Origin of the sequence: Phyllobacterium sp. 22229 (assembly GCF_052056495.1) — a bacterium.
Classification (GTDB): Bacteria; Pseudomonadota; Alphaproteobacteria; order Rhizobiales; family Rhizobiaceae; genus Phyllobacterium; species Phyllobacterium myrsinacearum.
Window position 1 is genome coordinate 289,783 of sequence record NZ_JBQEPA010000001.1, and the last position, 23,699, is coordinate 313,481.

Annotated in this window: 21 protein-coding genes; 8 read left to right on the forward strand and 13 right to left on the reverse strand. The window is 58.5% G+C overall.

Going from position 1 to position 23,699, the window contains the following annotated elements:
- Positions 1 to 38 precede the first annotated feature (38 nt).
- Both ACTJJ7_RS01460 and ACTJJ7_RS01465 read right to left on the reverse strand, forming a co-directional pair.
- Positions 39 to 3,122 (reverse strand): efflux RND transporter permease subunit, encoded by a 3,084-nt coding sequence (locus ACTJJ7_RS01460; RefSeq protein WP_105732725.1) that lies wholly within the window; start codon positions 3,120 to 3,122, stop codon positions 39 to 41.
- The gene (locus ACTJJ7_RS01465; protein WP_440964947.1) at positions 3,119 to 4,351 is read right to left on the reverse strand and encodes an efflux RND transporter periplasmic adaptor subunit; all 1,233 of its coding nucleotides are present in this window, start codon (positions 4,349 to 4,351) and stop codon (positions 3,119 to 3,121) included. The genes ACTJJ7_RS01460 and ACTJJ7_RS01465 overlap by 4 nt, the downstream gene beginning before the upstream one ends.
- Before the next feature lie 173 nt (positions 4,352 to 4,524).
- On the opposite strand from ACTJJ7_RS01465, the gene ACTJJ7_RS01470 reads away from it, so the two are divergent.
- On the forward strand, positions 4,525 to 5,103 hold the full coding sequence (locus ACTJJ7_RS01470; protein ID WP_440964949.1) for a TetR/AcrR family transcriptional regulator: 579 nt from the start codon (positions 4,525 to 4,527) through the stop codon (positions 5,101 to 5,103).
- Here ACTJJ7_RS01470 and tgt read toward each other — a convergent pair whose 3' ends face one another.
- The 5 genes from tgt to coaD are packed head-to-tail and all read right to left on the reverse strand — an operon-like array spanning position 5,104 to position 8,977.
- Complete coding sequence (gene tgt / locus ACTJJ7_RS01475) at positions 5,104 to 6,237, reverse strand: tRNA guanosine(34) transglycosylase Tgt (protein ID WP_440964951.1); 1,134 nt, start codon at positions 6,235 to 6,237, stop codon at positions 5,104 to 5,106.
- Positions 6,234 to 7,313: a tRNA preQ1(34) S-adenosylmethionine ribosyltransferase-isomerase QueA gene (gene queA / locus ACTJJ7_RS01480; protein ID WP_440964953.1), complete on the reverse strand. Its 1,080-nt coding sequence runs from the start codon at positions 7,311 to 7,313 to the stop codon at positions 6,234 to 6,236. Before queA ends, tgt begins: the two co-directional genes overlap by 4 nt.
- Before the next feature lie 17 nt (positions 7,314 to 7,330).
- Positions 7,331 to 7,840, reverse strand: a complete 510-nt coding sequence (locus tag ACTJJ7_RS01485) for a peptidylprolyl isomerase (RefSeq protein WP_440964955.1) — start codon at positions 7,838 to 7,840, stop codon at positions 7,331 to 7,333.
- A gap of 22 nt (positions 7,841 to 7,862) precedes the next feature.
- The gene (locus tag ACTJJ7_RS01490; RefSeq protein WP_105732720.1) at positions 7,863 to 8,447 is read right to left on the reverse strand and encodes a peptidylprolyl isomerase; all 585 of its coding nucleotides are present in this window, start codon (positions 8,445 to 8,447) and stop codon (positions 7,863 to 7,865) included.
- A 38-nt stretch (positions 8,448 to 8,485) separates the two neighbouring features.
- Positions 8,486 to 8,977 carry a pantetheine-phosphate adenylyltransferase gene (coaD, locus tag ACTJJ7_RS01495; protein WP_105732719.1) on the reverse strand — a complete coding sequence of 164 codons (492 nt, stop codon included), beginning with the start codon at positions 8,975 to 8,977 and terminating at the stop codon, positions 8,486 to 8,488.
- Positions 8,978 to 9,170: 193 nt separating this feature from the next.
- On the opposite strand from coaD, the gene ACTJJ7_RS01500 reads away from it, so the two are divergent.
- A complete protein-coding gene (locus tag ACTJJ7_RS01500) occupies positions 9,171 to 9,329 on the forward strand; it encodes a hypothetical protein (RefSeq protein WP_162800146.1) in 159 nt (52 codons plus the stop codon).
- Here ACTJJ7_RS01500 and gyrA read toward each other — a convergent pair.
- Positions 9,326 to 12,046 (reverse strand): DNA gyrase subunit A, encoded by a 2,721-nt coding sequence (gene gyrA, locus ACTJJ7_RS01505; RefSeq protein WP_245421013.1) that lies wholly within the window; start codon positions 12,044 to 12,046, stop codon positions 9,326 to 9,328. The genes ACTJJ7_RS01500 and gyrA overlap by 4 nt on opposite strands.
- Before the next feature lie 316 nt (positions 12,047 to 12,362).
- Here gyrA and ACTJJ7_RS01510 point away from each other — a divergent pair, with 316 nt between their 5' ends.
- Positions 12,363 to 12,992, forward strand: a complete 630-nt coding sequence (locus ACTJJ7_RS01510; protein WP_105732717.1) for a MarC family protein — start codon at positions 12,363 to 12,365, stop codon at positions 12,990 to 12,992.
- Between the two features lie 4 nt (positions 12,993 to 12,996).
- Here ACTJJ7_RS01510 and ACTJJ7_RS01515 read toward each other — a convergent pair whose 3' ends face one another.
- Together ACTJJ7_RS01515 and ACTJJ7_RS01520 are read right to left on the reverse strand one after the other, a co-directional pair.
- Positions 12,997 to 14,292 (reverse strand): NAD(P)/FAD-dependent oxidoreductase, encoded by a 1,296-nt coding sequence (locus ACTJJ7_RS01515; RefSeq protein WP_440964958.1) that lies wholly within the window; start codon positions 14,290 to 14,292, stop codon positions 12,997 to 12,999.
- 51 nt (positions 14,293 to 14,343) lie between these two features.
- Complete coding sequence (locus tag ACTJJ7_RS01520; RefSeq protein WP_440964960.1) at positions 14,344 to 15,237, reverse strand: AraC family transcriptional regulator; 894 nt, start codon at positions 15,235 to 15,237, stop codon at positions 14,344 to 14,346.
- Positions 15,238 to 15,256: 19 nt separating this feature from the next.
- Between ACTJJ7_RS01520 and ACTJJ7_RS01525 the strand changes: the two genes are divergently transcribed.
- Complete coding sequence (locus ACTJJ7_RS01525; RefSeq protein ID WP_105733120.1) at positions 15,257 to 15,664, forward strand: DUF2000 family protein; 408 nt, start codon at positions 15,257 to 15,259, stop codon at positions 15,662 to 15,664.
- 8 nt (positions 15,665 to 15,672) lie between these two features.
- Here ACTJJ7_RS01525 and ACTJJ7_RS01530 read toward each other — a convergent pair whose 3' ends face one another.
- From ACTJJ7_RS01530 to ACTJJ7_RS01540, 3 genes are all read right to left on the reverse strand, one after another.
- Positions 15,673 to 16,110: a YqaA family protein gene (locus tag ACTJJ7_RS01530; RefSeq protein ID WP_440964963.1), complete on the reverse strand. Its 438-nt coding sequence runs from the start codon at positions 16,108 to 16,110 to the stop codon at positions 15,673 to 15,675.
- 105 nt (positions 16,111 to 16,215) lie between these two features.
- A complete protein-coding gene (locus ACTJJ7_RS01535; protein ID WP_440964964.1) occupies positions 16,216 to 17,274 on the reverse strand; it encodes a LacI family DNA-binding transcriptional regulator in 1,059 nt (352 codons plus the stop codon).
- Positions 17,275 to 17,780: 506 nt separating this feature from the next.
- Positions 17,781 to 18,314: a single-stranded DNA-binding protein gene (locus ACTJJ7_RS01540; protein WP_130269402.1), complete on the reverse strand. Its 534-nt coding sequence runs from the start codon at positions 18,312 to 18,314 to the stop codon at positions 17,781 to 17,783.
- Positions 18,315 to 18,749: 435 nt separating this feature from the next.
- Between ACTJJ7_RS01540 and uvrA the strand changes: the two genes are divergently transcribed.
- From uvrA to ACTJJ7_RS01560, 4 genes are all read left to right on the forward strand, one after another.
- Positions 18,750 to 21,671: an excinuclease ABC subunit UvrA gene (gene uvrA / locus ACTJJ7_RS01545; RefSeq protein ID WP_105732711.1), complete on the forward strand. Its 2,922-nt coding sequence runs from the start codon at positions 18,750 to 18,752 to the stop codon at positions 21,669 to 21,671.
- Positions 21,672 to 21,748: 77 nt separating this feature from the next.
- On the forward strand, positions 21,749 to 22,660 hold the full coding sequence (locus ACTJJ7_RS01550; protein WP_440964967.1) for a DUF72 domain-containing protein: 912 nt from the start codon (positions 21,749 to 21,751) through the stop codon (positions 22,658 to 22,660).
- Positions 22,660 to 23,082: a type II toxin-antitoxin system VapC family toxin gene (locus ACTJJ7_RS01555; RefSeq protein WP_440964969.1), complete on the forward strand. Its 423-nt coding sequence runs from the start codon at positions 22,660 to 22,662 to the stop codon at positions 23,080 to 23,082. Before ACTJJ7_RS01550 ends, ACTJJ7_RS01555 begins: the two co-directional genes overlap by 1 nt.
- A 236-nt stretch (positions 23,083 to 23,318) precedes the next feature.
- A complete protein-coding gene (locus ACTJJ7_RS01560) occupies positions 23,319 to 23,657 on the forward strand; it encodes a P-II family nitrogen regulator (protein ID WP_008123000.1) in 339 nt (112 codons plus the stop codon).
- Positions 23,658 to 23,699 lie beyond the last annotated feature (42 nt).

Here is a 23,699-nt window from a genome sequence, read left to right on the forward strand (position 1 = left end):
AAGGTTCGGAGGCTTTTTGTTGGGCAGCGTTCAACCGGTCAGGTGCGGCCGAACTGGGCATCCCCGTTTGGCACAGGCGCCGCGGCTGGCTCAGCCTTATGATCCTTGTGCGAAATGAAGGTGTAGAACATCGGCACGACGAAGAGCGTGAAGATCGTTCCAACCAGGATGCCGGAGAAAATCACCAGACCGATGGAGTAACGGGCCGCGGCACCCGCACCGGTCGCCGTGATCAGCGGGATAACGCCGAGCGCCATGGCGGCCGTCGTCATCAGGATCGGGCGAAGACGGGTCTTGGCGGCCAGAATGATCGCATCATGCCGCGATATCCCATGCAGTTCCCGCTGCTGGTTGGCAAATTCCACCATGAGAATGCCGTGCTTGGTAATCAGCCCGACCAGCGTGATCAGCCCCACCTGCGTGTAGATGTTCAGCGTTCCCAGCCCCATGTTCAGCGGAACAATCGCACCGAAGATCGACAAGGGCACCGACATCATGATGATGAACGGATCGCGGAAGCTTTCGAACTGCGCCGCAAGCACCAGGTAGATCACGACAACAGCCAGAATGAACGCAATGAGGATCGTGTTGCCCTGGGTGATTTCCAGGCGCGACTGGCCGATGTAATCCAGGAAGAACCCATCCGGCATCAACGGACGCGCCGTATTGATGACCGTCTGCAGGCCTTCACCGGTCGACACACCAGGCATCGGCAAAGCCGAGATCGTCGCCGAGTTCAGCTGGTTGAACTGCTCGATGGCTGCCGGAGCCGCGTTCTGCACGATTTTGACCACGGCCGACAACGGCACCATGTCACCCGAAGCGCTTTTGACAAAATACTGGCCGAGGCTTTCAGGATTGGATCTGAAATCCTGCGGCACCTGCGGAATGATGTCATAACTGTTGGAATCGCGGTCGAACTTGGCAATCTTGCCGCCGCCGACAAGCAGACCAAGCGTCTGGCCGATGTCGCTCACCGGCACGCCCAGCGCTGCCGCGCGGTCGCGGTCAATCGTTACCGTCGTCTGTGGCGCATTGAAGGACAGGGAATTCTGCACGACAATGAACTTGCCCGACGCCTGAGCCTGGCGCTTCACCTCTTCGGAAATTTCAAACACCTTGTCCGCTGGACCGGTTGATTGAAGGACCACGGAGATCGGCAAGCCGCCGCCGCTGCCCGGAAGGGTCGGCAGGGCAAAGATGTAGGCCTGCGCACCCGCCACCGGCGCAATCCTCTTCTGCAGTTCCTGCTGAAGCTGCTTCTGCGACTTGGTGCGCTGTGACCAATCCTTGAACACCCAGATGGCAAAGGCGGAATTCGTCGTGCCAAGGCCGGCAATGTTGAAGCGGGCCTTAAGCTCCGGCAGATCCTTCGTCAGAGCGTCGATCTGGTTGGCATAGAGCAGCGTATAGTCGGTCGTTGCATATTGCGGCGCATTGACCAGCGATACCAGGAAGCCGCCATCTTCTTCCGGTGCCAGTTCGGATGCCGTTTTGGTAAACAGAAATCCTGTCAAAGCCACCAGAATGATAACGATGAGCAATGTCACCGGACGGAAGGCCAGCGACCCGGCAACGCGCCGTTCATAGGCACCTTCCAGCCAGCTGAAGCTTCTGTCCACGATGCGCTGGAAGCGGCTGTGATTGCCGGGTTTCAGCAACAGCGCGCACATCATCGGCGAAACCGTCAAAGCCGCGACACCGGAAATGATAACCGCACCGGCGAGCGTGAACGCGAATTCGCGAAACAGCGCACCGGTAAGACCGGCGGTAAAACCAAGCGGCGCGAACACGGCAGCAAGCGTGATCGTCATCGCGATGATCGGTCCGGTGATTTCCCGCATGCCCTTGAGCGAGGCATCGAGCGGCTTCAGCCCCTCTTCAATGTGGCGATGGATGTTTTCCAGAACAACGATCGCGTCGTCCACGACGAGACCGATGGCCAGAACCATCGCCAGCAGGGAGAGAAGGTTGATCGAATAGCCCAGCAGGAACAGGAAGAAGCACACGCCGACCAGCGAAATCGGAATCGTGACCACCGGAATGATGACCGAGCGGAACGAACCCAGGAACAGAAGGATCACCAGAACAACGATGAGCACGGCTTCACCGATGGTCTTGTACACTTCGTCGACTGACGAACTGATCTGTTCGGTCGAATCGTAAAGCATGATCATGGTCATGCCGTCCGGCAGTGTTGCCTGAATCGACGGCAGTTCCTTGCGCACGGCGGCCGTCATATCCAGCGGGTTCGCCGACGGTGTCGGGAAAATACCGATAAACGTACCGCTCGAACCGTTGAAGGTCACACGCGTATCCGTGCTCACCGCACCAAGCTCGATCCGGGCGATATCACGCAAGCGCACGATGCTCTTGGCATCGGATTTGATCGGCAGGGCACCGAAGGCTTCCGGTGTCTGCAATGTGGTCTTCAACGTAATCGGCGACGCCGTGTAGAGGTTTTGCACCTTGCCCGGCGCCGACAGGAAGTTGGACTGATTGATGGCAGCCAGCACTTCGGACGCCGTCGTCGTATGCGCGGCCATCTTGACCGGATCGATCCAGACGCGCATCGAGAACACCTGACCACCCAGAATCTGCGCGTTGGCAACGCCCTGAATGGTCGACATGCGCGGCTGGATGACGCGCTGCAGATATTCGGTGATCTGTTCGCTTGTCATGTTCGGGTTTTGCACGGCGAGATACATCGTCGCGAAATTCTGGCCCGTACCCTTGGTGATAACGGGATCATCCGCCTCCTTGGGCAGATTGCCGCGCACCTGGTTGACCTTGGAAATGACCTCGGTCAACGCCGCATCAGGATTGGAGCCAAGCTTCATGTGAACGGTCACGGTGCTCGACGACGGTGACGAGGACGACGTCACATAGTCAATGTTTTCCGTCGTGGTCACGGCATTGGCGATGGGCGCAGAGATAAATCCCTGAATAAGATCGGCACTTGCCCCGGCATAGGCCGTCGTGACGGTGATGGCCGTTTCCTCGACCTTGGGGTACTGACGAATAGACAGATTCGTCAGACCCTGCGCGCCAAGCAGAATGATCATCAAAGCGACAACCGTCGATAGAACGGGACGGCGAATGAAAACTTCTGAAAAATTCATTTCTTGGGCAGTCCTGAATCGGTTGTGTTTGCTGGGTTCACGTCATTGACGATTGTGACCACCGAACCGGGATTGAGACGGTTCTGACCGGCTGTCACAACGATGTCGCCTTTGTTCAGACCCTTGGTGATTTCAACCAGGAGGCCGGAACGGCGGCCGGGCTTGACGAAAACCTGTGCAACGACAAGCTTGGGCTCTTTTTTCTCGGCAGCTGCATCAGGCTTGGCGGCGTCAGCAGGCTTCGCTGCATCCGTTGCAGGCTTTGCCGCATCGGCTGGCTTGGCCGCATCTGCCGGCTTGGCTGCGTCGGGTGCCGGACGAACGACATAGATGTAGTCACCATAGAGGCTGGAGACGAGTGCCGTCTGCGGCAGGGTGAAGACGCCTTCTTCCTTGGGAAGTTCGACACGCACCTGCGCAAACTGGCCGGGCCGCAACTTGCCTTCCGGATTATCAACCTTCGCGCGCACCGAAACCAGACGGGTCGATGGATCGATACGCGGTTCGATCGCGGTGATCTGGCCTTCATAGGGCTTGTCGGCGTCCGAAAGGCTGAGTTTGATCAGCTGCCCCATCTTGATCAGATTGAGGTTCTGTTCGTTGACGGTGAAATCCACACGCATGGTGGACAGGTCCTGCAGCGACACCACCACCGTGCCCGGCGACAGATACTGGCCGAGTTCGATGCGCGGAATGCCGACCGTGCCCTTGAACGGTGCCTTGAGCAGCTTCTGCTCCATGACAGCTTCCAGCTTGGCAATCTCAGCCTTCTTGGCCAGTGAAGCGGCCTGCGCCGTATCCACATTGGATTCCGCACCGACACCGCGTGTATTCAGGGTACGGGCACGGGCCAGTGTCTGGTCGTTCAGCACGTCCTGCGCCTTGGCGGCGACGATATCGGCCTTTTCGATGGCGTCATCCAGCTGCAGCAGCGGCGCGCCCTTCTCCACGGTATCATTGGCCGTGAACGGGATGTCCTTGACGATACCAGCGACTTCCACGGCCAGTTCCACGCCCTGAATGGCGCTGACGGTACCGATGGCTTCGATATTCGGCGTCCAGACAACGGGCTCAACCGTGTAGGTTGAGACGGATTGTGCCGGCTGCTGCATGGTTGCGAAGAACTGCTTGATCATTCCGTCGCGGAAATAGTTGAACCAGACCAGCCCTCCGGCAAGCACCACGACCAAAATGAGAATGATCACGGGTAGAATGTAGCGCTTAATCATCAGGAACCGCTCCGCAACAAAACAATGGCCAGCAAAGTATGTTGCTAGCCTGTCAAATGAGAATAACGTGATGTGGACTTGATTGCCACGCGCACTTTACTGTACCGTCCGGACGGTAAAGTCAATAGAAGCGGAATCCCTTATGGACGCAAAGTTGTAGAAAAAGGAACGGAATGCGGGCGGCCACTCTCACCACCAAAGATAAGATTCTGCAGGCTGCTGCGGAAATTGCCATGGAGGTTGGTCCGGTCCATCTCTCCCTTGATGCGGTCGCACGGCGCGCCGGGCTGTCGAAGGGCGGCCTGCTCTACACCTTCCCGACCAAGGCCAAGCTTCTGGAAGCACTGGTCGAACACCATGTTGCTGAATTCGACGAATCCCTGCGCATGCAGGAAGCACGGCGCAACCACAAGGTGAACAGTGTTGTTCAGGCCTGCATCGAGGTCTATCGCGCTGAATTTGTACTCAATGAGCCGGAGCCGTCGGGCATTCTGGCAGCCATTGCCAATGATCCGAGCTTCATCGATCCGATCCGCCGCTACAACAAGCAGTTGCTGGATCGCATGAAGGAGAACTCGGAGGATCCGACCATGGCCCTCATCGCCTTCCTGACCATCGAGGGTTTGCGCAGTTTGAAGCTGCTGGATATGGACACCCTCACCCACGAAGACCAGATCGCCGCCATCGACGGCCTGCGTCAGCTCTTCGCGCCATGCGATCCCGACAAGCCGTCCCAGCCTGCTGGCAGCTGATCACGCATAGGGCTTGATGTCGCCCTCGGCCCACGCGGCCTGGGTTTCCGCGCTGAAAGCATCGAAGCGCTTTGCTTCGATGGCATCGCGGATACCCTGCATGTGCTGCTGGTAATAGGCCAGATTGTTCCATGTCAGCAGCATGCCGCCCAGCGCTTCACCCGACTTGACCAGATGATGCAGATAGGCGCGGCTGTAATCGCGCGCGGCCGGGCATGGGGATTCCTCATCCAGCGGGCGCGGATCATCCGCATGGCGCGCATTGCGCAGATTGACCTTGCCGCGGCGGGTAAAGGCGAGGCCGTGCCGCCCTGCCCGTGTCGGCATGACGCAATCGAACATATCGATGCCGCGCGCCACGGATTTCAGGATGTCGTCGGGCGTACCGACGCCCATGAGATAGCGCGGCTTTTCCTCGGGAAGCTCGGGACAGGTCACATCCAGCATGTCGAGCATGACCTCCTGCGGTTCGCCGACCGCAAGACCGCCGACGGCATATCCCTTCAGGTCCATCGCCTTCAGCGCCTGCGCCGAGCGGATGCGCAGATCCGGCACATCGCCACCCTGCACGATGCCGAACATGGCTTTGCCCGGCTGGGTGCCGAATGCCGTCTTGCAGCGCTCGGCCCAGCGCAGCGACAATTCCATGGCGCGCTGGATATCCTTTGGCGTTGCCGGCAGGGCCACGCATTCATCGAGCTGCATCTGGATATCGGAGTCGAGCAGCCCCTGGATTTCAATCGAGCGCTCCGGGCTCATCTCGTGGGCACGCCCATCGATATGCGAGCGGAAAGTCACGCCCTTTTCATCAAGCTTGCGCAGCTGCGCCAGCGACATAACCTGGAAACCGCCGGAATCCGTCAGGATCGGACCGGGCCAGCGGGCAAAATCATGCAGGCCGCCCAGTTTTGCAATCCGTTCGGCGCTCGGGCGCAGCATCAGATGATAGGTATTGCCGAGAATGATATCGGCGCCAAGCTCGGCAACCTGGTCCATATACATGGCCTTGACCGTCCCGGCCGTGCCAACCGGCATGAAGGCGGGTGTGCGGACAGTGCCGCGCGGCATGGTGATTTCACCGCGCCGGGCCTTGCCATCGGTTGCAATCAGCTTGAATTCGAAATTTTCTGTCATGATGCGGATCGCCATAACAGGCTTGCATCGCCATAGGAATAGAAGCGGTAGTGATTTTTGATCGCATAGGCATAGGCTGCGTGCATGCGCTCAAAGCCGCTGAAGGCCGAAACCAGCATGAACAGGGTGGATTTCGGCAGATGGAAATTGGTCATCAGCAGATCGACAGCCCTAAACCTGTAACCCGGCGTGATGAAAATATCCGTCGGGCCCGACCATGCCCGGATGATGCCGTCGTCACCCGTCGCGCTTTCAAGCAGACGCAGCGACGTCGTGCCGACGCTGACAATGCGCCCGCCCCGCGCCTTCACCGCATTGAGTGCATCCGCCGTCTTCTGGTCCACATGGCCGATTTCCGCATGCATCTTGTGGTCTGCGGTATCGTCCGCTTTGACCGGCAGGAACGTGCCCGCGCCCACATGCAGCGTGACGAAATGCTCTTCGATGCCGCGCTTTTTCAGATCATCCAGCAGACCGGCGGTAAAATGCAGTCCCGCAGTCGGTGCGGCAACGGCACCTTCCTCACGGGCATAGACAGTCTGGTAATCCTCCTTGTCGCGGCCATCCTCGGCCCGTTTGGAGGCGATATAGGGCGGCAACGGAATATGCCCCACCGCCGCGATGGCCTGATCGAGATCCGCGCCGCTAAAATCAAACACCAGCAAGGCTTCACCCGCATCGCCCTTTTCGGCGACGGTCGCCTGCAACGACCCGAGCAGGCAGGCATTGTTGCCGTGGCCGAAATCGATCCGCTCGCCCTGCCTGATGCGTTTTGCCGGACGCAAAAAGGCTTTCCAGCGATCCGGTCCCGCCCGCATGTGCAGCGTCGCGCTGATCTGGGCTGTGACGCCTTCGCGCTCGCGAAACCCTTCAAGTTGTGCGGGTATCACCTTGGTATCATTGAAAACAAGAGCATCGCCGGGACGCAGAAAATCGCCGAGATTGCGAACGCTGCTGTCGTCAAATCCGGAACTGTCCGCCTTCACAAGCAAAAGCCGCGCGGAATCGCGCGGCTCTGCAGGTCTCAATGCGATGTTTTCTTCCGGCAGATCAAAATCGAAAAGATCAACACGCATGGTCTGTCAATGCGATCTTATTCGGCGTCTGCGGCAACGCGCATGGAAATGATCGAATCCGGGTCCTGCACAGGCTCGCCGCGCTTGATCTTGTCGACATTGTCCATGCCTTCGATGACCTGGCCCCAAACCGTGTACTGGCGATTGAGGAAGCCCGCATCGTCAAAGCAGATGAAGAACTGGGAATTGGCGGAATTCGGGTTCTGCGAACGGGCCATCGAGCAAGCACCGCGGCCATGATTGGCATTGGAGAACTCTGCCTTCAGGTCGGGCTTTTCCGAACCACCCATGCCGGCGCGCGATGGATTGAAGGACGAGCCGCCCTTCTTGCCGAACTTCACGTCGCCGGTCTGGGCCATGAACCCGTCGATGACGCGGTGGAAGACGACGCCGTCATAGGCGCCTTCGCGTGCCAGTTCCTTGATGCGCTCGACATGGCCGGGTGCGAGATCGGGATAGAGTTCGATGACGACATTGCCCTTGGTGGTTTCGAGCAGGATCGTGTTTTCTGGATCTTTGTAAGCCATTTCCGGCATCTCCTTTGTTAGACTACTTTGCCGGACCGACAGTGACCTTGATCATCTTGTCCGGATTTTCAACGGCGCCATTCTGCGCTTCATTGCCTTTTTTGATCTTGTCGACGGCTTCCATGCCGCTCGTCACCTTGCCGACGACCGTATACTGGCCATTCAGGAACGCGCCCTTGTCGAACATGATGAAGAACTGGGAATTGGCGGAATTCGGGTTGGAGGAGCGCGCCATGCCGACGGTGCCGCGCACGAATGGTTCCTTCGAGAATTCGGCTGGCAGGTCCGGACGCTTCGAGCCGCCGGTTCCTGCGGCAGCCTGATTGTAGCCCTTTTCGGTGTTGCCATACTGCACGTCACCGGTCTGGGCCATGAAGCCGGGAATGACGCGGTGGAACACGACGCTATTATAAGCGCCTTCCTTAGCCAGCGCCTTGATCTGCTCGACATGCTTGGGGGCAAGGTCAGGGCGCAGCTCGATCTTGACGTCGCCGTCCTTCAGCTTGATCGTCATGGTGTTCTGGTCATCGGCCCAGCTTGGGGTCAAAGCAGCAAAAGACAGGGAAGAAACGGCTGCCACAAGAAGCGCAGTGCGAAATACGGACATGAAGAAAGTCTCCAAAGGATGGGGATGAGAAGAAAGCCCTATTTGAATTTGGCCCTGAGCGCCTCGGCGACAAGAGCGGGAGCAAAATGCCGGACGTCGCCGCCCATGGCCGCAATCTGGCGAACCAATGTGGCAGTAATCGTGCGAACCGAAGGATCAGCCGGCAGGAACACGGTTTGCAGTTCCGGCGCCATCGTGCCGTTCATGCCGGCCATCTGCATTTCATAATCGAGATCCGTGCCGTCCCGCAGGCCGCGCACCATGAGCGAAGCCCCGTGTTTGCGGGCGGCATCGATCAGCAGGCCATCGAAGGAGATGACCTCGAGCCGCTGGCTGTCCTTGCCGAAAACGTCCGCAGCCACCCGTTTGATCAGGTCCACGCGCTCATCGAAGGAAAACAGCGGCGCCTTGCCCGGATGAATGCCAATGGCGACAAATACCTTGTCGGCAAGGCGTAACGAGCCCTGCAGGACATCCATATGTCCATTGGTGATCGGGTCGAAGGATCCGGCATAAATCGCGATTGTCATACCGTCTCCTAACCGTTTTATCGGGCGCTTTCAATGGCCGGAAGCACTGCTCCCTCCATGATAAATGAACGGAAGATGAACGGGGTAATCAGCAAGCATTCAGTTCCCGCCAACTATAAAGAACACAGTAAATGAAACCTTTTGGCCCCTACTGCGTTGTTAACCATAGGAAAGCTGAAGATTGAAGGGATAAATGATGTTTGTACTTCTGAGTGTAGGCATGATGATCGCAATGATGGTTTCCGCCGTCGTCATGATGCTGGAAGAAAACAAAAAGCGGGAAGCCAAAGTTAAGACATCCCGCTTCGGTGTTTATCCCATGAACGGTCAGAACGACCATCCGCGGTTCTAACTTTCGTCAGAACCGCTTTCCCCTGCCGTCTCGGCTCCGCCTTCGGCGGGAATGACTGCTTCGAGCTCTTCGTCATCGCTGTCGGTTTCCGAAATCCGCTCGACCGAAACAACCTTCTCACCATCGGCCGTATTGAAGATCGTCACGCCCTTGGTGGAGCGTCCGGCGACACGAATGCCGTTGACCGGCACGCGGATGAGCTGGCCGCCATCCGAAACCAGCAGGATCTGATCCGAAGCCTCGACCGGGAACAGCGACACAAGCTTGCCGATCTCGTCGGTCTTCGACGTATCGGTGGCGCGAATGCCCTTGCCGCCGCGTCCCGAGACACGGAATTCATAGGATGACGAGCGCTTACCGTAGCCGTATTCGCTGACAGTCAGGACTGTCTGCTCGCGGTCACGCAATTCGGCATAGCGCTCGGCATTGAGATCGGCCACATCGGTGGCTTCTTCGCCAACCAGCGCGATTTCCTCGACATCATCGGCACCCTGTGCACGCCGGTCGGCGGCCGCCTGCTTCAGATAGGCAGAACGTTCGGCTGGTGTTGCATCCACGTGCCCCAGGATAGCCATTGAGATCAGCGTATCGCCCGGGGCCAGCGTAATGCCGCGCACGCCGATCGAATTACGGCCGGCAAACACACGCACGTCCGTAACCGGGAAGCGGATGCACTGGCCGCCGGCAGCGGTCAGAAGCACATCGTCGAACTCATCGCAGGTATCGACGCCGAGGATCTCATCGCCCTCTTCTTCCAGCTTCATCGCAATCTTGCCGTTGCGGTTGACCTGAACGAAGTCGGAGAGCTTGTTGCGGCGCACAGTGCCGCGCGTCGTGGCAAACATGACGTCGAGATTGGTCCAGCTTGCCTCATCTTCGGGCAGCGGCATGATTGTCGTGATACGTTCGCCCTGCTCCAGCGGCAGCATGTTGATCAGTGCCTTGCCGCGTGACTGCGGCGTGCCGATCGGCAGGCGCCAGACCTTTTCCTTATAGACAATGCCGCGCGACGAGAAGAACAGCATGGGCGTGTGGGTGTTGGCCACGAACAGCCGCGTGACGAAATCCTCGTCCTTCATGGTCACGCCGGAGCGGCCCTTGCCGCCGCGGCGCTGTGCGCGATAGGTCGTCAATGGCACGCGCTTGATATAGCCGGCATGGCTGACGGTCACGACCATGTCTTCCCGGGCGATCAGGTCCTCGTCGTCCATATCTGCACCGCCATCGGTCAGTTCCGTGCGGCGGGGTGTGCCGAACTCGTCGCGGATGGCGGCAAGTTCGTCCTTGACGATGGTCATGATGCGCAGGCGCGATGCGAGGATTTCGAGATAATCCTTGATTTCAACGCCGATCCTGTTGAGTTCATCGGCGATTTCATCGCGCCCGAGGGCGGTCAGGCGCTGCAGGCGCAGATCGAGAATGGCGCGTGCCTGCTCTTCCGACAGATTGTAGGTATTGTCGTCATTGAGCGTGTGGCGCGGATCGGCAATCAGCGTGATCAGCGGCGCCACGTCATTGGCAGGCCAGCGGCGCTCCATCAGCTGATCGCGCGCCGTTGCAGGATCGGGCGCCTGGCGGATCAGCGCAATGATCTCGTCGATATTGGCAACGGCAATCGCCAGACCGACCAACACATGCGCGCGGTCGCGCGCCTTGCGCAGCAGGAATTTCGTGCGGCGGCTGACCACTTCCTCGCGGAAGGCAACGAATGCGCGCAGGATATCCATCAGGTTCAACAGGCCCGGCTTGCCGCCATTGAGCGCCACCATATTGGCGCCGAACGAGGATTGCAGCGGGGTGAAACGATAGAGCTGGTTGACGATGACATCGGCGACGGCATCGCGCTTCAGTTCGACGACCACGCGGTAACCGTCGCGGTCTGACTCATCGCGAATGTCCGAAATGCCCTCGATGCGCTTTTCGCGCACGAGATCAGCCATCTTTTCGATCATCGTCGCCTTGTTCACCTGATAAGGCACTTCGGTGATGATGATGGCTTCGCGGTCGCCGCGCATGCTCTCGATGGCGACCTTGCCGCGCATCAGGATCGAGCCGCGGCCGGTGCTGTAGGCGGAATGAATGCCGGAACGGCCGAGAATAATGCCGCCTGTCGGGAAATCCGGACCGGGAATGATTTCCATCAGTTCCGGCAGATCGATGGCGGGATTGTCGATCAGGGCAATGCAGCCATTGATCACTTCAGCCAGATTGTGCGGCGGAACATTGGTGGCCATGCCCACGGCAATACCGCCGGAGCCATTGACCAGAAGGTTGGGGAAACGGGCGGGAAGAACCACCGGCTCCTGTTCGCGGCCGTCATAATTGTCCTGGAAATCGACCGTTTCCTTGTCGATATCCTCAAGCAAGGATTCCGTCACTTTTTCGAGACGGCACTCGGTGTAACGCATCGCCGCCGGGGAATCGCCGTCGATGGAGCCGAAATTGCCCTGCCCGTCGACCAGCGGATCGCGCAGCGACCAGTCCTGGGCCATGCGCACCAGGGCGTCATAGATCGAGGCGTCGCCATGGGGATGGTATTTACCCATGACTTCACCGACCACACCGGCAGATTTACGGTAGGACCTGTTCCAGGACAGGCCCATTTCGTTCATCGCATGCAGAATGCGCCGGTGCACTGGCTTCAGGCCGTCACGCACGTCGGGCAGTGCGCGGCTGACAATCACGCTCATGGCATAGGAGAGATAGGAGCTTTGCATCTCCTCGATAATGGAAATGGGCTCAATGCCGAAATTTCCGCCTGGTTTATCGTCTTCTGGGCCGGATGGTGGGGTTAGTTCAGACACGAGGCACTCATCTTTCGTATAGAATCAATCTTCATCTTATAGCGGCTTTTCAAGGCAAAAGCCAACCGGAGGCACCGCAATACACAGCTGAAAACCCTTTGTTTTCAATAGGATACAACAGTTCATTTCAATCGGTGAAAAACTTGGTTGCAAAATCCCAACTTTATCGACGCTTAACCGCGAATCCGCTACTCTGGCTCAGCTTCAATCAGAGAAGAAAAGCAAAATCGTGGCGCTTTATGACACCCTGCTCAATGCGCTCGTTACCCTCATGGTAACGATCGATCCACCGGGACTGGCGCCGCTGTTTCTGGCGCTGACCAGGGGCATGAATCGCAAGGAGCGCGGTCAGGTCGCCCTGCGTGCCAGCATCACCGCCTTTGTCGTGCTGACGATCTTCGCCATAGCGGGCGCGCAGATTCTGGCGCTGTTCGGCATTACCATCGGCGCCTTCCGTATCGCGGGCGGCCTGCTCCTGTTCTGGATCGCCTTCGAGATGATTTTCGAAAAGCGCCAGGAGCGCCACGAGAAGAGCGCGACGGTCGCCATCACCAAGGACCATATCCGCAACATCGCTGCCTTTCCGCTGGCCATTCCGCTGATTGCCGGGCCCGGCGCCATTTCGGCAACAATCCTGCTTGCCGGCACCTTGTCCGAGCCAACCTCGCGGCTGGCGCTGATCGGCATCATCCTGATCTGCATCGCCGCATCCTATGTCGTATTTTTCCTCGCTGAGCGCGTCGACCGCTTTCTGGGTGAAACAGGCCGTTCGATCCTCACACGCCTTCTGGGCGTCATCCTCGCGGCATTGGCGGTGCAGTTCGTGGCCGACGGCATCAAAACCTTCATCACCACATAGATGGCTATTTCAGGTGATCTTCGTCCGCCGCATCCTTCTGCGTGATCAGGCGGGCGCTGCGCGTGCCGCTCACCGAAATCCATAACCAGCTCATGGCCACGGCAAGACGGTTGCGCACGCCGATAAGAAAATAGATGTGCGCGAGGCCCCACAGCCACCAGGCCACATAGCCTTTGAACTTGATCCAGCCGAAATCCGTCACCGCCGCCCGCTTGCCGATCGTTGCAAGATCACCCGCATGGCGGTAGCGGAAGGGTTTTGGCGTGGCATCCCCGGCCAATCGCGCCCTGATGGCTTTTGCCACATGGATTCCCTGCTGCTTGGCGGCGGGCGCAATGCCGGGAACCGTGCCCTTGTCCCCATTCTTGACCGTTGCCGTATCACCGATGACAAAGATATCCGGATGTCCCGGAGCAGTCAGATCGTCGTTGGCGACAACACGCCCTGCCCGGTCCGCAGGTACGTCAAGCCATTTCGCCGCCGGCGATGCCTGGACACCCGCAGCCCAGATGATCGTGGCCGCGCCGACGAATTTCCCGGCATATTCCACGCCGTCCGCCGTGCATTTCATCACGGGATTGCCCAGATGCACCTGCACGCCGAGCTTTTCGAGCGCGCGCTGTGCATAGGCCGACAGATCGGGCGCAAACGCGCCAAGCACGCGCGCTCCGCCTTCGATCAGGATCACCTGCGCTGTGGCGGGATCAATGACGCGAAACTCGCCTTTCAGCGTATCACGGGCGAGATCGGCAATCGTTCCGGCGATTTCCACACCCGTCGGTCCGGCACCGATGATGACGAAGGTCAGCAATGCCGCCCGGCGCGCCGGATCCGGCTCGCGCTCGGCCTTTTCAAAGGCGGTCAGAATACGCCTGCGGATGGTCGTGGCATCTTCGAGTGTCTTCAGCCCCGGCGCAAAGGGCTCCCAGTCATCATGGCCGAAATAGGCATGGCGCGCGCCCGTCGCCAGCACCAGCGTGTCATAGGCAATGACCTCGCCATCGGCGGTTGAAATGGTGCGCGCAGCCGTATCCACGCTTTCAACAGTTCCAAGCAATGTCTTGATATTTTTGTATTTACGCAGGAGATGCCGGATGGGCCAGGCAATTTCCGAAGTCGCCAGCGTCGATGTCGCGACCTGATAGAGCAGCGGCTGGAACAGATGGTGATTGCGCTGGTCAACAACGGTGACGGCGACATCCGCATTGCGCAGTGAATTGGCGGCTTCCAGGCCGCCGAATCCGGCTCCGACGATGACCACCTGGTGCGGGGCGTTGGGGGGCGTTGCGGTGTCTGTCATGACAGGCTCCTTGTGCACTGCACAACACGTATCAGACCTCGGGTGGAAAGGTCAAACATCGCGGCTTGCGGTGGTCAACGTGGCCCAGCGGCCCGGCGTCATGCCAAAGGCTTTCTTGAACTGCCGGTTGAGATGGCTCTGGTCGGCAAATCCGGTTTCCACCGCGATTTCCGCCAGCGGCACGCCCCGTTTCATCAGCTCTTTGGCGTGCTGCAGGCGGCGCATCAGCAGGAAGCGATGCGGACTGGTGGCATAGAGGCTGCGAAAATGCCGTGACAGCGTGTAACGGTCGAGGCCGCTGACGGCCTCCAGCTCCCGCGAGCGCACCAGCCGCAGGGCATTGTCCGCAAGATAGTCGCGTGCCATTCCCGCTTGCCTCACCGCAGGCCTGCCCATCGGTTTCACCGGCTGCCTGGCATGGCGCGCCAATCCCAGCGTCAGCCGCGATACGATGTCATCGACCAGCAATTCATCCATTTCCGCATCGGGATTGCCAAACGCCGCCGATATGGCCGAGACAAGCGGCGCGTCGGAAAAGACCGGCTCCCGCACGAAAGGCAGCATGGCACGATCGGCACCGAGGGCTTCGATAGCCAGTGCCGGTTCGAGATAAATCATCCGGTAGTGCAGGCCATCATCGGTGCCTGCCCCGCCATCATGCACCTCGTCGGGATGCAGAACCATGATGTTGCCGGGAAGGCTTTGCCGCTTTTCCCCGCGATAGCGGAATGTCTGGATGCCGTGCAGCGTCACGCCGATGGCATAGGTATCGTGCCGGTGCGGTTCGAATGCGTCGCCGGTGAAGCGCGCTTCCATGCGCTCGACACCCGGATTGGACGGCGCCGACAGGATGGCATCGTGCGCCGGACGCTCGCACAAACGTCCAAGACCGCGCAGCACTTCCTCTTTTAGATTTTCACCCGGCATCCGGCAGACTCGATCCATGAATGGAGACCTAGATTTGGTGTTTGATACGAAAATTGCAATTGTCGTGCGTGATGATCTTGCGACCTGGCAGAAACTCAACGTTTCATCGTTCCTGACGAGCGGCCTTGTCGCCCAATTTCCCGGATTGATCGGCGACCCCTATATCGACCGCGCAGGCTACCACTACCATCCCCTGCCCATCCAGCCGCTGATCGTGCTCACGGCGGATCAGGCAACCCTGTCAACCATCCACCGCCGCTCGCTTGAACGCGAGGTCAAATCCTGCCTGTACATTGAGGAGATGTTTTCAACCGGGTATGACCAGGCCAATCGTGCCATGTTTGCCCGGTTTGCGCCGGATGATGCGAGGGTCGTCGGCATTGCGCTGCGCGCGGAAAAGAAGATCATCGACAAGATCACCAAAGGCGCCAGAATGCACCCGTAGCACCGGCGCTACCAGCCGGATACGAGAGCAAATACCACAAGATACCGCGCCGTCTTGGCAATGGACACCAGCAGCACAAAGCGCCACAGCGGCTCACGCAGTACTCCGGCAATCACCGTCAGCGGATCGCCGATCACGGGTGCCCAGCTCAACAGCAGGGTCCACTTGCCATAGCGCTGGTACCAGCCCGTGGCACGGTCGAGCTGTGCTTCGCTCGCGGGAAACCATCGCCTGTGGCGGAACTGGTCGATCCCGCGCCCGAGCAGCCAATTGACCACCGATCCAAGGATATTGCCCACGCTGGCGACAGCGATCAAGGCGGACGCCGGATAGGAATGGGTGAGCAGCAGTCCGCCAAGCAGTGCCTCGGATTGCATCGGCAAAATGGTTGCAGCGACAAACGCCGCCGCGAACAGGCCGGCATAGACGCCCAGATCAACGAGCATGATCTGGCGGCACCTGAAACTGCGGTTGAAAATCCATGGGACCGGGGAAAACAAAATGAGAGACAGGCATGACCGGCAGTCTGATGGTGCCCGCTGTGCTCTGTGTCAAGCTTTTGGCGCGGCGGTGCTGCCGCGCTCAATCAGTTTTACCGCGATGATCTCGCGTTCCTCTGGCATGGCATCATCGAGAATGGCGCGCACGGCGCGCAAAGCCAGCTCCTGGAAAGGCTGTGCCATGGTGGTGAGACCCGGCTTGCAGATGCCGCCTTCCGGTACACCGTCAAAGCCGATGATCGAGATATCATCGGGAACAGTCAGCCCCCGATCGGCAAGCCACGCCATTGCCAGCATGGCGATGTTATCGGACATGGCAAGAATGGCCGTCGGATGCTCGGCAGCCGCGAAAACCTGCTCCAGACAGGCATGGACGCTTTGCCGGTCGTTCTGGGTTTCGAACACCGGAACCGTCTCCCGGGCGATACCGGCCCGCGCCAGGGCACGCCAATATCCGGCTGCCCGGTCGCGTGATGTCGAATAAACGCCGCGCTCGATATCGTGCACATCGATGCGCCCGACATGATCATCCGTGAATTCGGTGGAAAGGATGACAAAACGCCGGTGGCCCAGCGCCGTCAGATGATGCGCGGCCGCTGCCGCCCCGTCGACATTGTTCACACCGATTGCCGGGATGGTCGGATCATCGACACCCAGCGCCAGGCTGACGAAAGGCAGCTGCCGCTCCCGCGTGAGTTCGACAAGCCGCTCCCCGCCCTCGACGCAGAGCAGAACAAATCCGTCGACGAGCGCGCTCTTGATGTTCCAGCTCAATCGTTGCTGGTTTCTGGCCGACACCAGGGTCAGGCCTGTGCCCTTGGCATCGCACACCTCGGCAAGCGCCGCCAAAAACGCCCTTGCCCACGGATCGTCAAAAAAATACGCCAGTGGTTCAATGGCCGCCACGCCGATCGCATTGACCTTTCCGGCTCTCAGAAGCCGGCCTGTCACGCTTGGGCCGGCGTAACCGAGGTTCTTGGCCACCGCCAGGACATGCTCGCGCACTTCGTCCCGGACCACGTCCGGCCGGCTGAAGACATTCGATGCCGTTCCCTGTGATACGCCCGCTGCCCTGGCGATATCCGCCAGCCTGACCTTGCCCTTTACCAATCAAATCCCTCCCATCGACCCCTGTGATACGCCCGCTGCCTTGGCGATATCCGCCAGCCTGACCTTGCCCTTTACCAATCAAATCCCTCCCATCGACAGCAATCAGCTTAGCACAGGGTTGTATCGATTCAATCATGCTTGACATTCAAATGGCAAAGCACAATATTGAACCGATTCAATTCCCATATCCGATTTAATATTGAACCGATCCAAAATGAGAGAGAAAATGATACCGGCAAGTTATCTCTTCAGGGAAATTTATGATCAGCGCTGGGGAAAACCATCCGGTTTGCGGCGGCCGGCGCCACCCCTTCCACGCCATGGGCACTGCAAGGGATATGCCACGCGGATTTACAGCTTTATCACTGCCCTATGCGCGCGCCGTCCATCTTCCCGGCAAACCGAATTTTCGAGAAGTGAAACCGGACGGCTTTCCAAAAAATGTCAACGCCCGCAGACATGCGGGCGCTGACACTGGTTCCTGGGGCTTGACCTAACGGCCTGGCTCAGAACGGAATTTCGTCGTCGAGATCGCGCGAGAAATTGCCGCCTGCATTGCCGCCGCCGCCGCTGCTGGACGACGATGCGTTGGAACGGCCGAAGTCCGAACCATAATCGCCATTGTCAGAGACCTGGCCCCGGCTCGAATTGTCGAACGAGCGGCCGCCGCCGGAACCAGCACCCTCGCCGCGGGAATCGAGCATCTGCAATTCGCCGCGGAATTTCTGCAGGACGATTTCCGTCGAATAGCGGTCATTGCCGGTCTGATCCTGCCACTTGCGGGTCTGCAGCGCGCCTTCCAGATAAACCTTCATGCCCTTCTTCAGGTACTGTTCAGCCACCTTGGCCAAATTGTCGTTGAAAATGACGACACTGTGCCATTCGGTCTTTTCCTTGCGCTCGCCACTGTTCTTGTCGCGCCAGCTTTCCGAGGTGGCAATGCGCAGATTGACGACGGGATCGCCCGAACCAAGACGCCGGACTTCCGGATCAGCGCCAAGATTGCCGACCAAAATTACTTTGTTGACACTGCCAGCCATAAAAATACTCCACAAAATTAGCTTTTCGATTTTGCGCCATCATACAGAAACCGCTCACCCAGCGGCCAACTGTCTGGCTCTATCCACAAAATACTGCTCGATCGCACCTTCGATGCCGCCAGCCTCCTGACAATTGAGTGGCAACTGACACTCTCCTGACAAATCTGTCAGTAGGCTTTGCGCAGGCACCATCCATTCAGTACCCTCATCCCGCACCTGTCTGGCGTGTCAGGCACGGAACCCAAGGATTTTACGCCGCTTTTACCCCGCGCGCAATATTTGTTCTTTTTTTGTTCTATCACTTGCTCTATGGATGTCAACATGGCTATGGTGATTCCAACCCAGGTACGGCCTCGCAATCTGCTGGAAACTTTCTAAATAAGGGAAAGACTCCGGCCAGCGAGCCAGTTCCTCCCCCATAACGGCGTGACAGTCATGAGCGATCAGAAATTTATATCCATTCGTGGTGCCCGCGAACACAATTTGAAGAACATTGATCTCGACCTGCCGCGCGACAAGCTGATTGTCATGACGGGCCTGTCGGGATCGGGCAAATCTTCGCTTGCCTTCGATACCATCTATGCGGAAGGTCAGCGGCGTTATGTCGAGAGCCTATCGGCCTATGCCCGGCAGTTTCTGGAGATGATGCAAAAGCCCGATGTCGACCAGATCGACGGTCTGTCTCCGGCTATCTCCATCGAGCAGAAGACGACGAGCCGCAACCCGCGCTCCACCGTCGGCACCGTCACGGAAATCTACGACTATCTGCGCCTGCTCTATGCCCGCGTCGGCATTCCCTATTCGCCGGCGACCGGCCTGCCGATTGAAAGCCAGACCGTCAGCCAGATGGTGGACCGTGTTCTGGCACAGGATGAAGGCACGCGCCTGTTCATTCTCGCTCCCATCGTGCGCGGCCGCAAAGGCGAATACCGCAAGGAACTGGCCGATCTGCAGAAGCGCGGCTTCCAGCGCGTGAAGGTCGACGGGATATTCTATGAGATCGCGGACGTTCCCGCGCTCGACAAGAAATACAAGCACGACATTGACGTGGTCGTCGACCGCGTCGTCGTCCGCCCCGATATATCAGCGCGTCTGGCCGACAGCCTTGAAACCGCGCTCAAGCTTGCCGATGGTATTGCCCTGGCGGAGTTCGCCGACAAGCCGCTGCCCGCTGACGAGACATCCGGGGAATCGGCCAACAAATCCAAGAACGAGACGCATGAGCGTTTGATGTTCTCGGAAAAGTTCGCCTGCCCGGTCTCCGGTTTCACCATCGCCGAAATCGAACCGCGCCTGTTCTCGTTCAACAATCCGTTCGGTGCCTGCCCGACCTGCGATGGTCTGGGCACCCAGAAGGCCATCGACCCCAACCTGATCGTGCCCGATGAAAGCCTGACGCTGAAGAATGGCGCCATTGCTCCGTGGTCGAAGTCAAGTTCGCCCTATTACAACCAGACATTGGACGCCCTCGGCGGCAGCTACGGCTTCAAGCTGGGCGACCGCTGGCGCGACCTCAATGAGGAAGCGCAGAAGGCCATTCTCTACGGCACCGGCAGCCGCGAGGTGCATTTTTCCTATGATGATGGTCTGCGCTCCTACAAGACGACAAAACCCTTCGAAGGTGTCATTCCCAATCTGGAGCGCCGCTGGAAGGAAACGGATTCGGCCTGGTCGCGCGAGGAAATCGAGCGCTTCATGTCCGGCACGCCCTGCCCGGCCTGCGGCGGCTATCGCCTGAAGCCGGAAGCACTGGCCGTGAAGATTGGCGGCCTGCATATCGGCCAGATCACTGAAAAGTCGATCCGCCATGCGGATGCCTGGTTCAGTGACATCGACAAGAGCTTTAATGACAAGCAGACCGAAATCGCCGCGCGCATCCTCAAGGAGATTCGCGAGCGCCTGCGCTTCCTCAACGATGTCGGGCTGGATTATCTCGCTCTGTCGCGCAATTCCGGCACGCTGTCGGGCGGCGAGAGCCAGCGTATCCGTCTGGCGTCGCAGATCGGCTCCGGCTTGACCGGCGTACTCTATGTTCTGGATGAGCCGTCCATCGGCCTGCATCAGCGTGACAACGAGCAGCTTCTGAAGACGCTGCGGCACCTGCGCGACCTCGGCAACACCGTGATCGTGGTGGAGCATGACGAGGACGCGATCCTCACCGCCGACTATGTCGTCGATATCGGGCCGGCTGCCGGCATCCATGGCGGTGAAATCATCGCTTCCGGGACACCGGCCGATATCATGGCCAGCCCGAAATCGCTGACCGGAAAATATCTGTCCGGCGCCATCGAAGTGGCCGTGCCGTCCGAACGGCGCAAGCTGAACAAAAAGCGCATCAAGATTGTCGGCGCGCGCGGCAACAATCTGAAGAATGTATCGGCGGAAATTCCGCTTGGCACCTTTACGGCCGTGACCGGCGTGTCCGGCGGCGGCAAGTCCACCTTCCTCATCGAAACCCTGTTCAAATCGGCCTCGCGCCGCATCATGGGTTCGCGCGAGCAACCGGCGGACCATGACCGCATCGACGGCCTGGAATTCCTCGACAAGGTCATCGACATCGACCAATCGCCGATCGGCCGCACGCCGCGTTCCAATCCCGCCACCTATACCGGTGCGTTCACCCCGATCCGCGACTGGTTCGCCGGCCTGCCGGAGGCCAAGGCGCGCGGCTACCAGCCGGGGCGGTTCTCGTTCAACGTCAAGGGCGGCCGCTGCGAGGCGTGCCAGGGCGATGGCGTGATCAAGATCGAGATGCACTTCCTGCCCGATGTCTATGTCACCTGTGACGTGTGCCACGGCAAGCGCTACAACCGCGAAACGCTGGAAGTGTTGTTCAAGGGCAAATCCATCGCCGATGTGCTCGACATGACGGTCGAGGAAGGCGCGGAGTTCTTCTCCGCCGTTCCCGCCGTGCGCGACAAGCTGCAGACGCTGGCAAAAGTCGGCCTTGGCTACATCCATGTCGGCCAGCAGGCCAATACGCTGTCCGGCGGCGAAGCCCAGCGCATCAAGCTCGCCAAGGAATTGTCACGCAAGGCAACCGGACGCACGCTCTATATCCTCGACGAACCGACAACAGGCTTGCATTTCCATGATGTGGCCAAGCTTCTTGAAGTTCTGCATGAGCTTGTTGACCAGGGCAATACGGTTGTTGTCATCGAGCACAATCTCGAAGTCATCAAGACGGCGGACTGGGTCATCGATCTTGGCCCCGAAGGCGGCGATGGCGGCGGTGAAATCGTTGCCGTCGGACGCCCCGAGGATATCGTGGCCGAACCACGCTCCTATACCGGCAGGTTCCTGAAGGAACTGCTGCAACGGCGACCGGGCAATCGCGCCCAGGCGGCGGCGGAATAACAGACAAACCCGCCGGAAACGGCGGGTTTTGTTTATGGCCGGTTTGAATGAATACGGATTGACGGGAGGATATCATCATGACCGCAAGCGGAACGATCAGAACAGGCATTGGCGGCTGGATTTTCGAACCCTGGCGCGGCACTTTCTACCCCAAGGGCCTGTCGAAAGCCAAAGAGCTTGAATATGCCGGGCAGCATCTAAGCACCATCGAGATCAACAGCACCTATTACGGCACGCAAAAGCCGGAAACCTTCGCCAAATGGGCAAGTTCGGTGCCGAACGGTTTCATTTTTTCGGTCAAGGGCAACCGGTTCGTCACCAATCGCCGCGTTCTGGCGGAGGCTGGCGAGTCGATGGAACGTTTCATCAAGTCCGGCATCGCCGAACTTGCTGACCGGCTGGGGCCGCTGCTCTGGCAGTTTGCTCCCACCAAGAAGTTCGATGCCGAGGATTTTGGCGCCTTCCTTGATCTGCTGCCCGGGAAGGAAGGCGGCATTGCCCTGCGTCACGCGGTCGAGGTGCGCCACCCCTCCTTCATCGATCCCGATTTCATCGCGCTTCTGCGCAAGAAGAACGTCGCTCTGGTCTATGCCCATCATTTCGACTATCCGGAGTTCGCCGACGTGACCGCCGATTTCGTCTATGCCCGCCTGCAGAAGGGTGATGACGCCATCGAGACTGCTTACCCGGCCAAGGAGCTCGACCAGTGGGCCGAGCGGGTCAAGCTATGGGCAAAGGGCGATGCGCCGGATGACCTGCCGCTGGCCGCTCCCCTGGCCAAACCGGACAAGCAGCCGCGCGATGTTTTTGCCTATTTCATCCATGAGGGCAAAGTGCGCGCGCCGCAGGCAGCCCAGGCGCTTAGAGAACTGGTATCCTGCGAAACTATTGCAACTTCGCAAGCGGTAAACGACGCGAACAAAATACGAATCAAAAGCGAAACCGCCGGTGAATTTACACGTAAAATGAGGGACGAAGATCGATATTGATGATGTACCTAGATACGTCCGTACTCGTAGCTGCTCTAATTAAAGAAGAGGATACAGATAGGATACAAAAATGGCTTGCCCAACAAATCGAAGGTAAAATTATCATAAGTAATTGGACGATTACTGAATTCTATTCCGCACTTTCGATAAAGTTGCGGACCAAACAAATTCAAATAAAACATCGAGATGTTGCTGTGGTAGCATTTAAGGAGATGATAAGTAAATCTTTTAAAGTCTTTTCTATATCCAATACGCATTTCTCTGAGGCTGCGAAACTCGTTGAACAGCACGATTTAGGTCTGCGAGCTGGAGATGCATTACATCTTGCCGTGGTTTTGGATCTAGACGCCACAATATGCACCTTGGATCGACGCCTTGCGTATGCAGCGGACGCTTTAGGAGCAAAGGTTGAATCATTATAGATTTTGTTGATTAAAAAATGCGCAATAAGCCTATTTTTTAATCAAACCCAAATAGCACAGTGTACATTCTAAGTGAATAAGTTGAATGTCTACCTGCAAAACTTCCGGTCCTGTCATCGGTAAAATCCCATTCCTCGAATAAATTCGCTTTAGGGGTCGACTTGGCATGCTTCCTGCTTTTTGTTGTGCAAGCGGGCAAGAGGTCCGCTCGCCATACATAGGGAGTTTATTCTCTGATGAAGAAAATTGAAGCCATCATCAAACCATTCAAGCTGGATGAGGTGAAAGAGGCACTGCAGGAAGTGGGGCTTCAGGGCATTACCGTGACGGAGGCCAAGGGTTTTGGCCGCCAGAAAGGCCATACGGAACTGTATCGCGGCGCTGAATATGTCGTCGACTTCCTGCCAAAGGTGAAAGTCGAGATCGTTCTGGGCGACGAGTCCGTCGAGGCAGCCATTGAAGCGATCCGCAAGGCCGCACAGACCGGCCGTATCGGCGATGGAAAGATATTTGTTTCCAACATCGAGGAAGTCGTGCGTATCCGTACCGGCGAATCCGGTATCGACGCCATCTGACCCTGCTATCCCATTGCCGGTGCCCGCGTACCGGCCCATCCG

Coding starts and splice junctions, on each gene's coding strand:
- gyrA (WP_245421013.1), bottom strand. CDS start 12,046: ATGCAAAGCTCCTATCTCTCCTATGCCATGAGCGTGATTGTCAGCCGC.
- coaD (WP_105732719.1), bottom strand. CDS start 8,977: ATGACAATCGCGATTTATGCCGGATCCTTCGACCCGATCACCAATGGA.
- ACTJJ7_RS01515 (WP_440964958.1), bottom strand. CDS start 14,292: ATGACAGACACCGCAACGCCCCCCAACGCCCCGCACCAGGTGGTCATC.
- ACTJJ7_RS01465 (WP_440964947.1), bottom strand. CDS start 4,351: ATGATTAAGCGCTACATTCTACCCGTGATCATTCTCATTTTGGTCGTG.
- ACTJJ7_RS01560 (WP_008123000.1), top strand. CDS start 23,319: ATGAAGAAAATTGAAGCCATCATCAAACCATTCAAGCTGGATGAGGTG.
- ACTJJ7_RS01530 (WP_440964963.1), bottom strand. CDS start 16,110: ATGCTCGTTGATCTGGGCGTCTATGCCGGCCTGTTCGCGGCGGCGTTT.
- ACTJJ7_RS01520 (WP_440964960.1), bottom strand. CDS start 15,237: ATGGATCGAGTCTGCCGGATGCCGGGTGAAAATCTAAAAGAGGAAGTG.
- tgt (WP_440964951.1), bottom strand. CDS start 6,237: ATGACAGAAAATTTCGAATTCAAGCTGATTGCAACCGATGGCAAGGCC.
- ACTJJ7_RS01460 (WP_105732725.1), bottom strand. CDS start 3,122: ATGAATTTTTCAGAAGTTTTCATTCGCCGTCCCGTTCTATCGACGGTT.
- ACTJJ7_RS01540 (WP_130269402.1), bottom strand. CDS start 18,314: ATGGCTGGCAGTGTCAACAAAGTAATTTTGGTCGGCAATCTTGGCGCT.
- ACTJJ7_RS01470 (WP_440964949.1), top strand. CDS start 4,525: ATGCGGGCGGCCACTCTCACCACCAAAGATAAGATTCTGCAGGCTGCT.
- ACTJJ7_RS01555 (WP_440964969.1), top strand. CDS start 22,660: ATGATGTACCTAGATACGTCCGTACTCGTAGCTGCTCTAATTAAAGAA.
- ACTJJ7_RS01550 (WP_440964967.1), top strand. CDS start 21,749: ATGACCGCAAGCGGAACGATCAGAACAGGCATTGGCGGCTGGATTTTC.
- ACTJJ7_RS01490 (WP_105732720.1), bottom strand. CDS start 8,447: ATGTCCGTATTTCGCACTGCGCTTCTTGTGGCAGCCGTTTCTTCCCTG.
- ACTJJ7_RS01485 (WP_440964955.1), bottom strand. CDS start 7,840: ATGGCTTACAAAGATCCAGAAAACACGATCCTGCTCGAAACCACCAAG.
- queA (WP_440964953.1), bottom strand. CDS start 7,313: ATGCGTGTTGATCTTTTCGATTTTGATCTGCCGGAAGAAAACATCGCA.
- ACTJJ7_RS01500 (WP_162800146.1), top strand. CDS start 9,171: ATGATGTTTGTACTTCTGAGTGTAGGCATGATGATCGCAATGATGGTT.
- uvrA (WP_105732711.1), top strand. CDS start 18,750: ATGAGCGATCAGAAATTTATATCCATTCGTGGTGCCCGCGAACACAAT.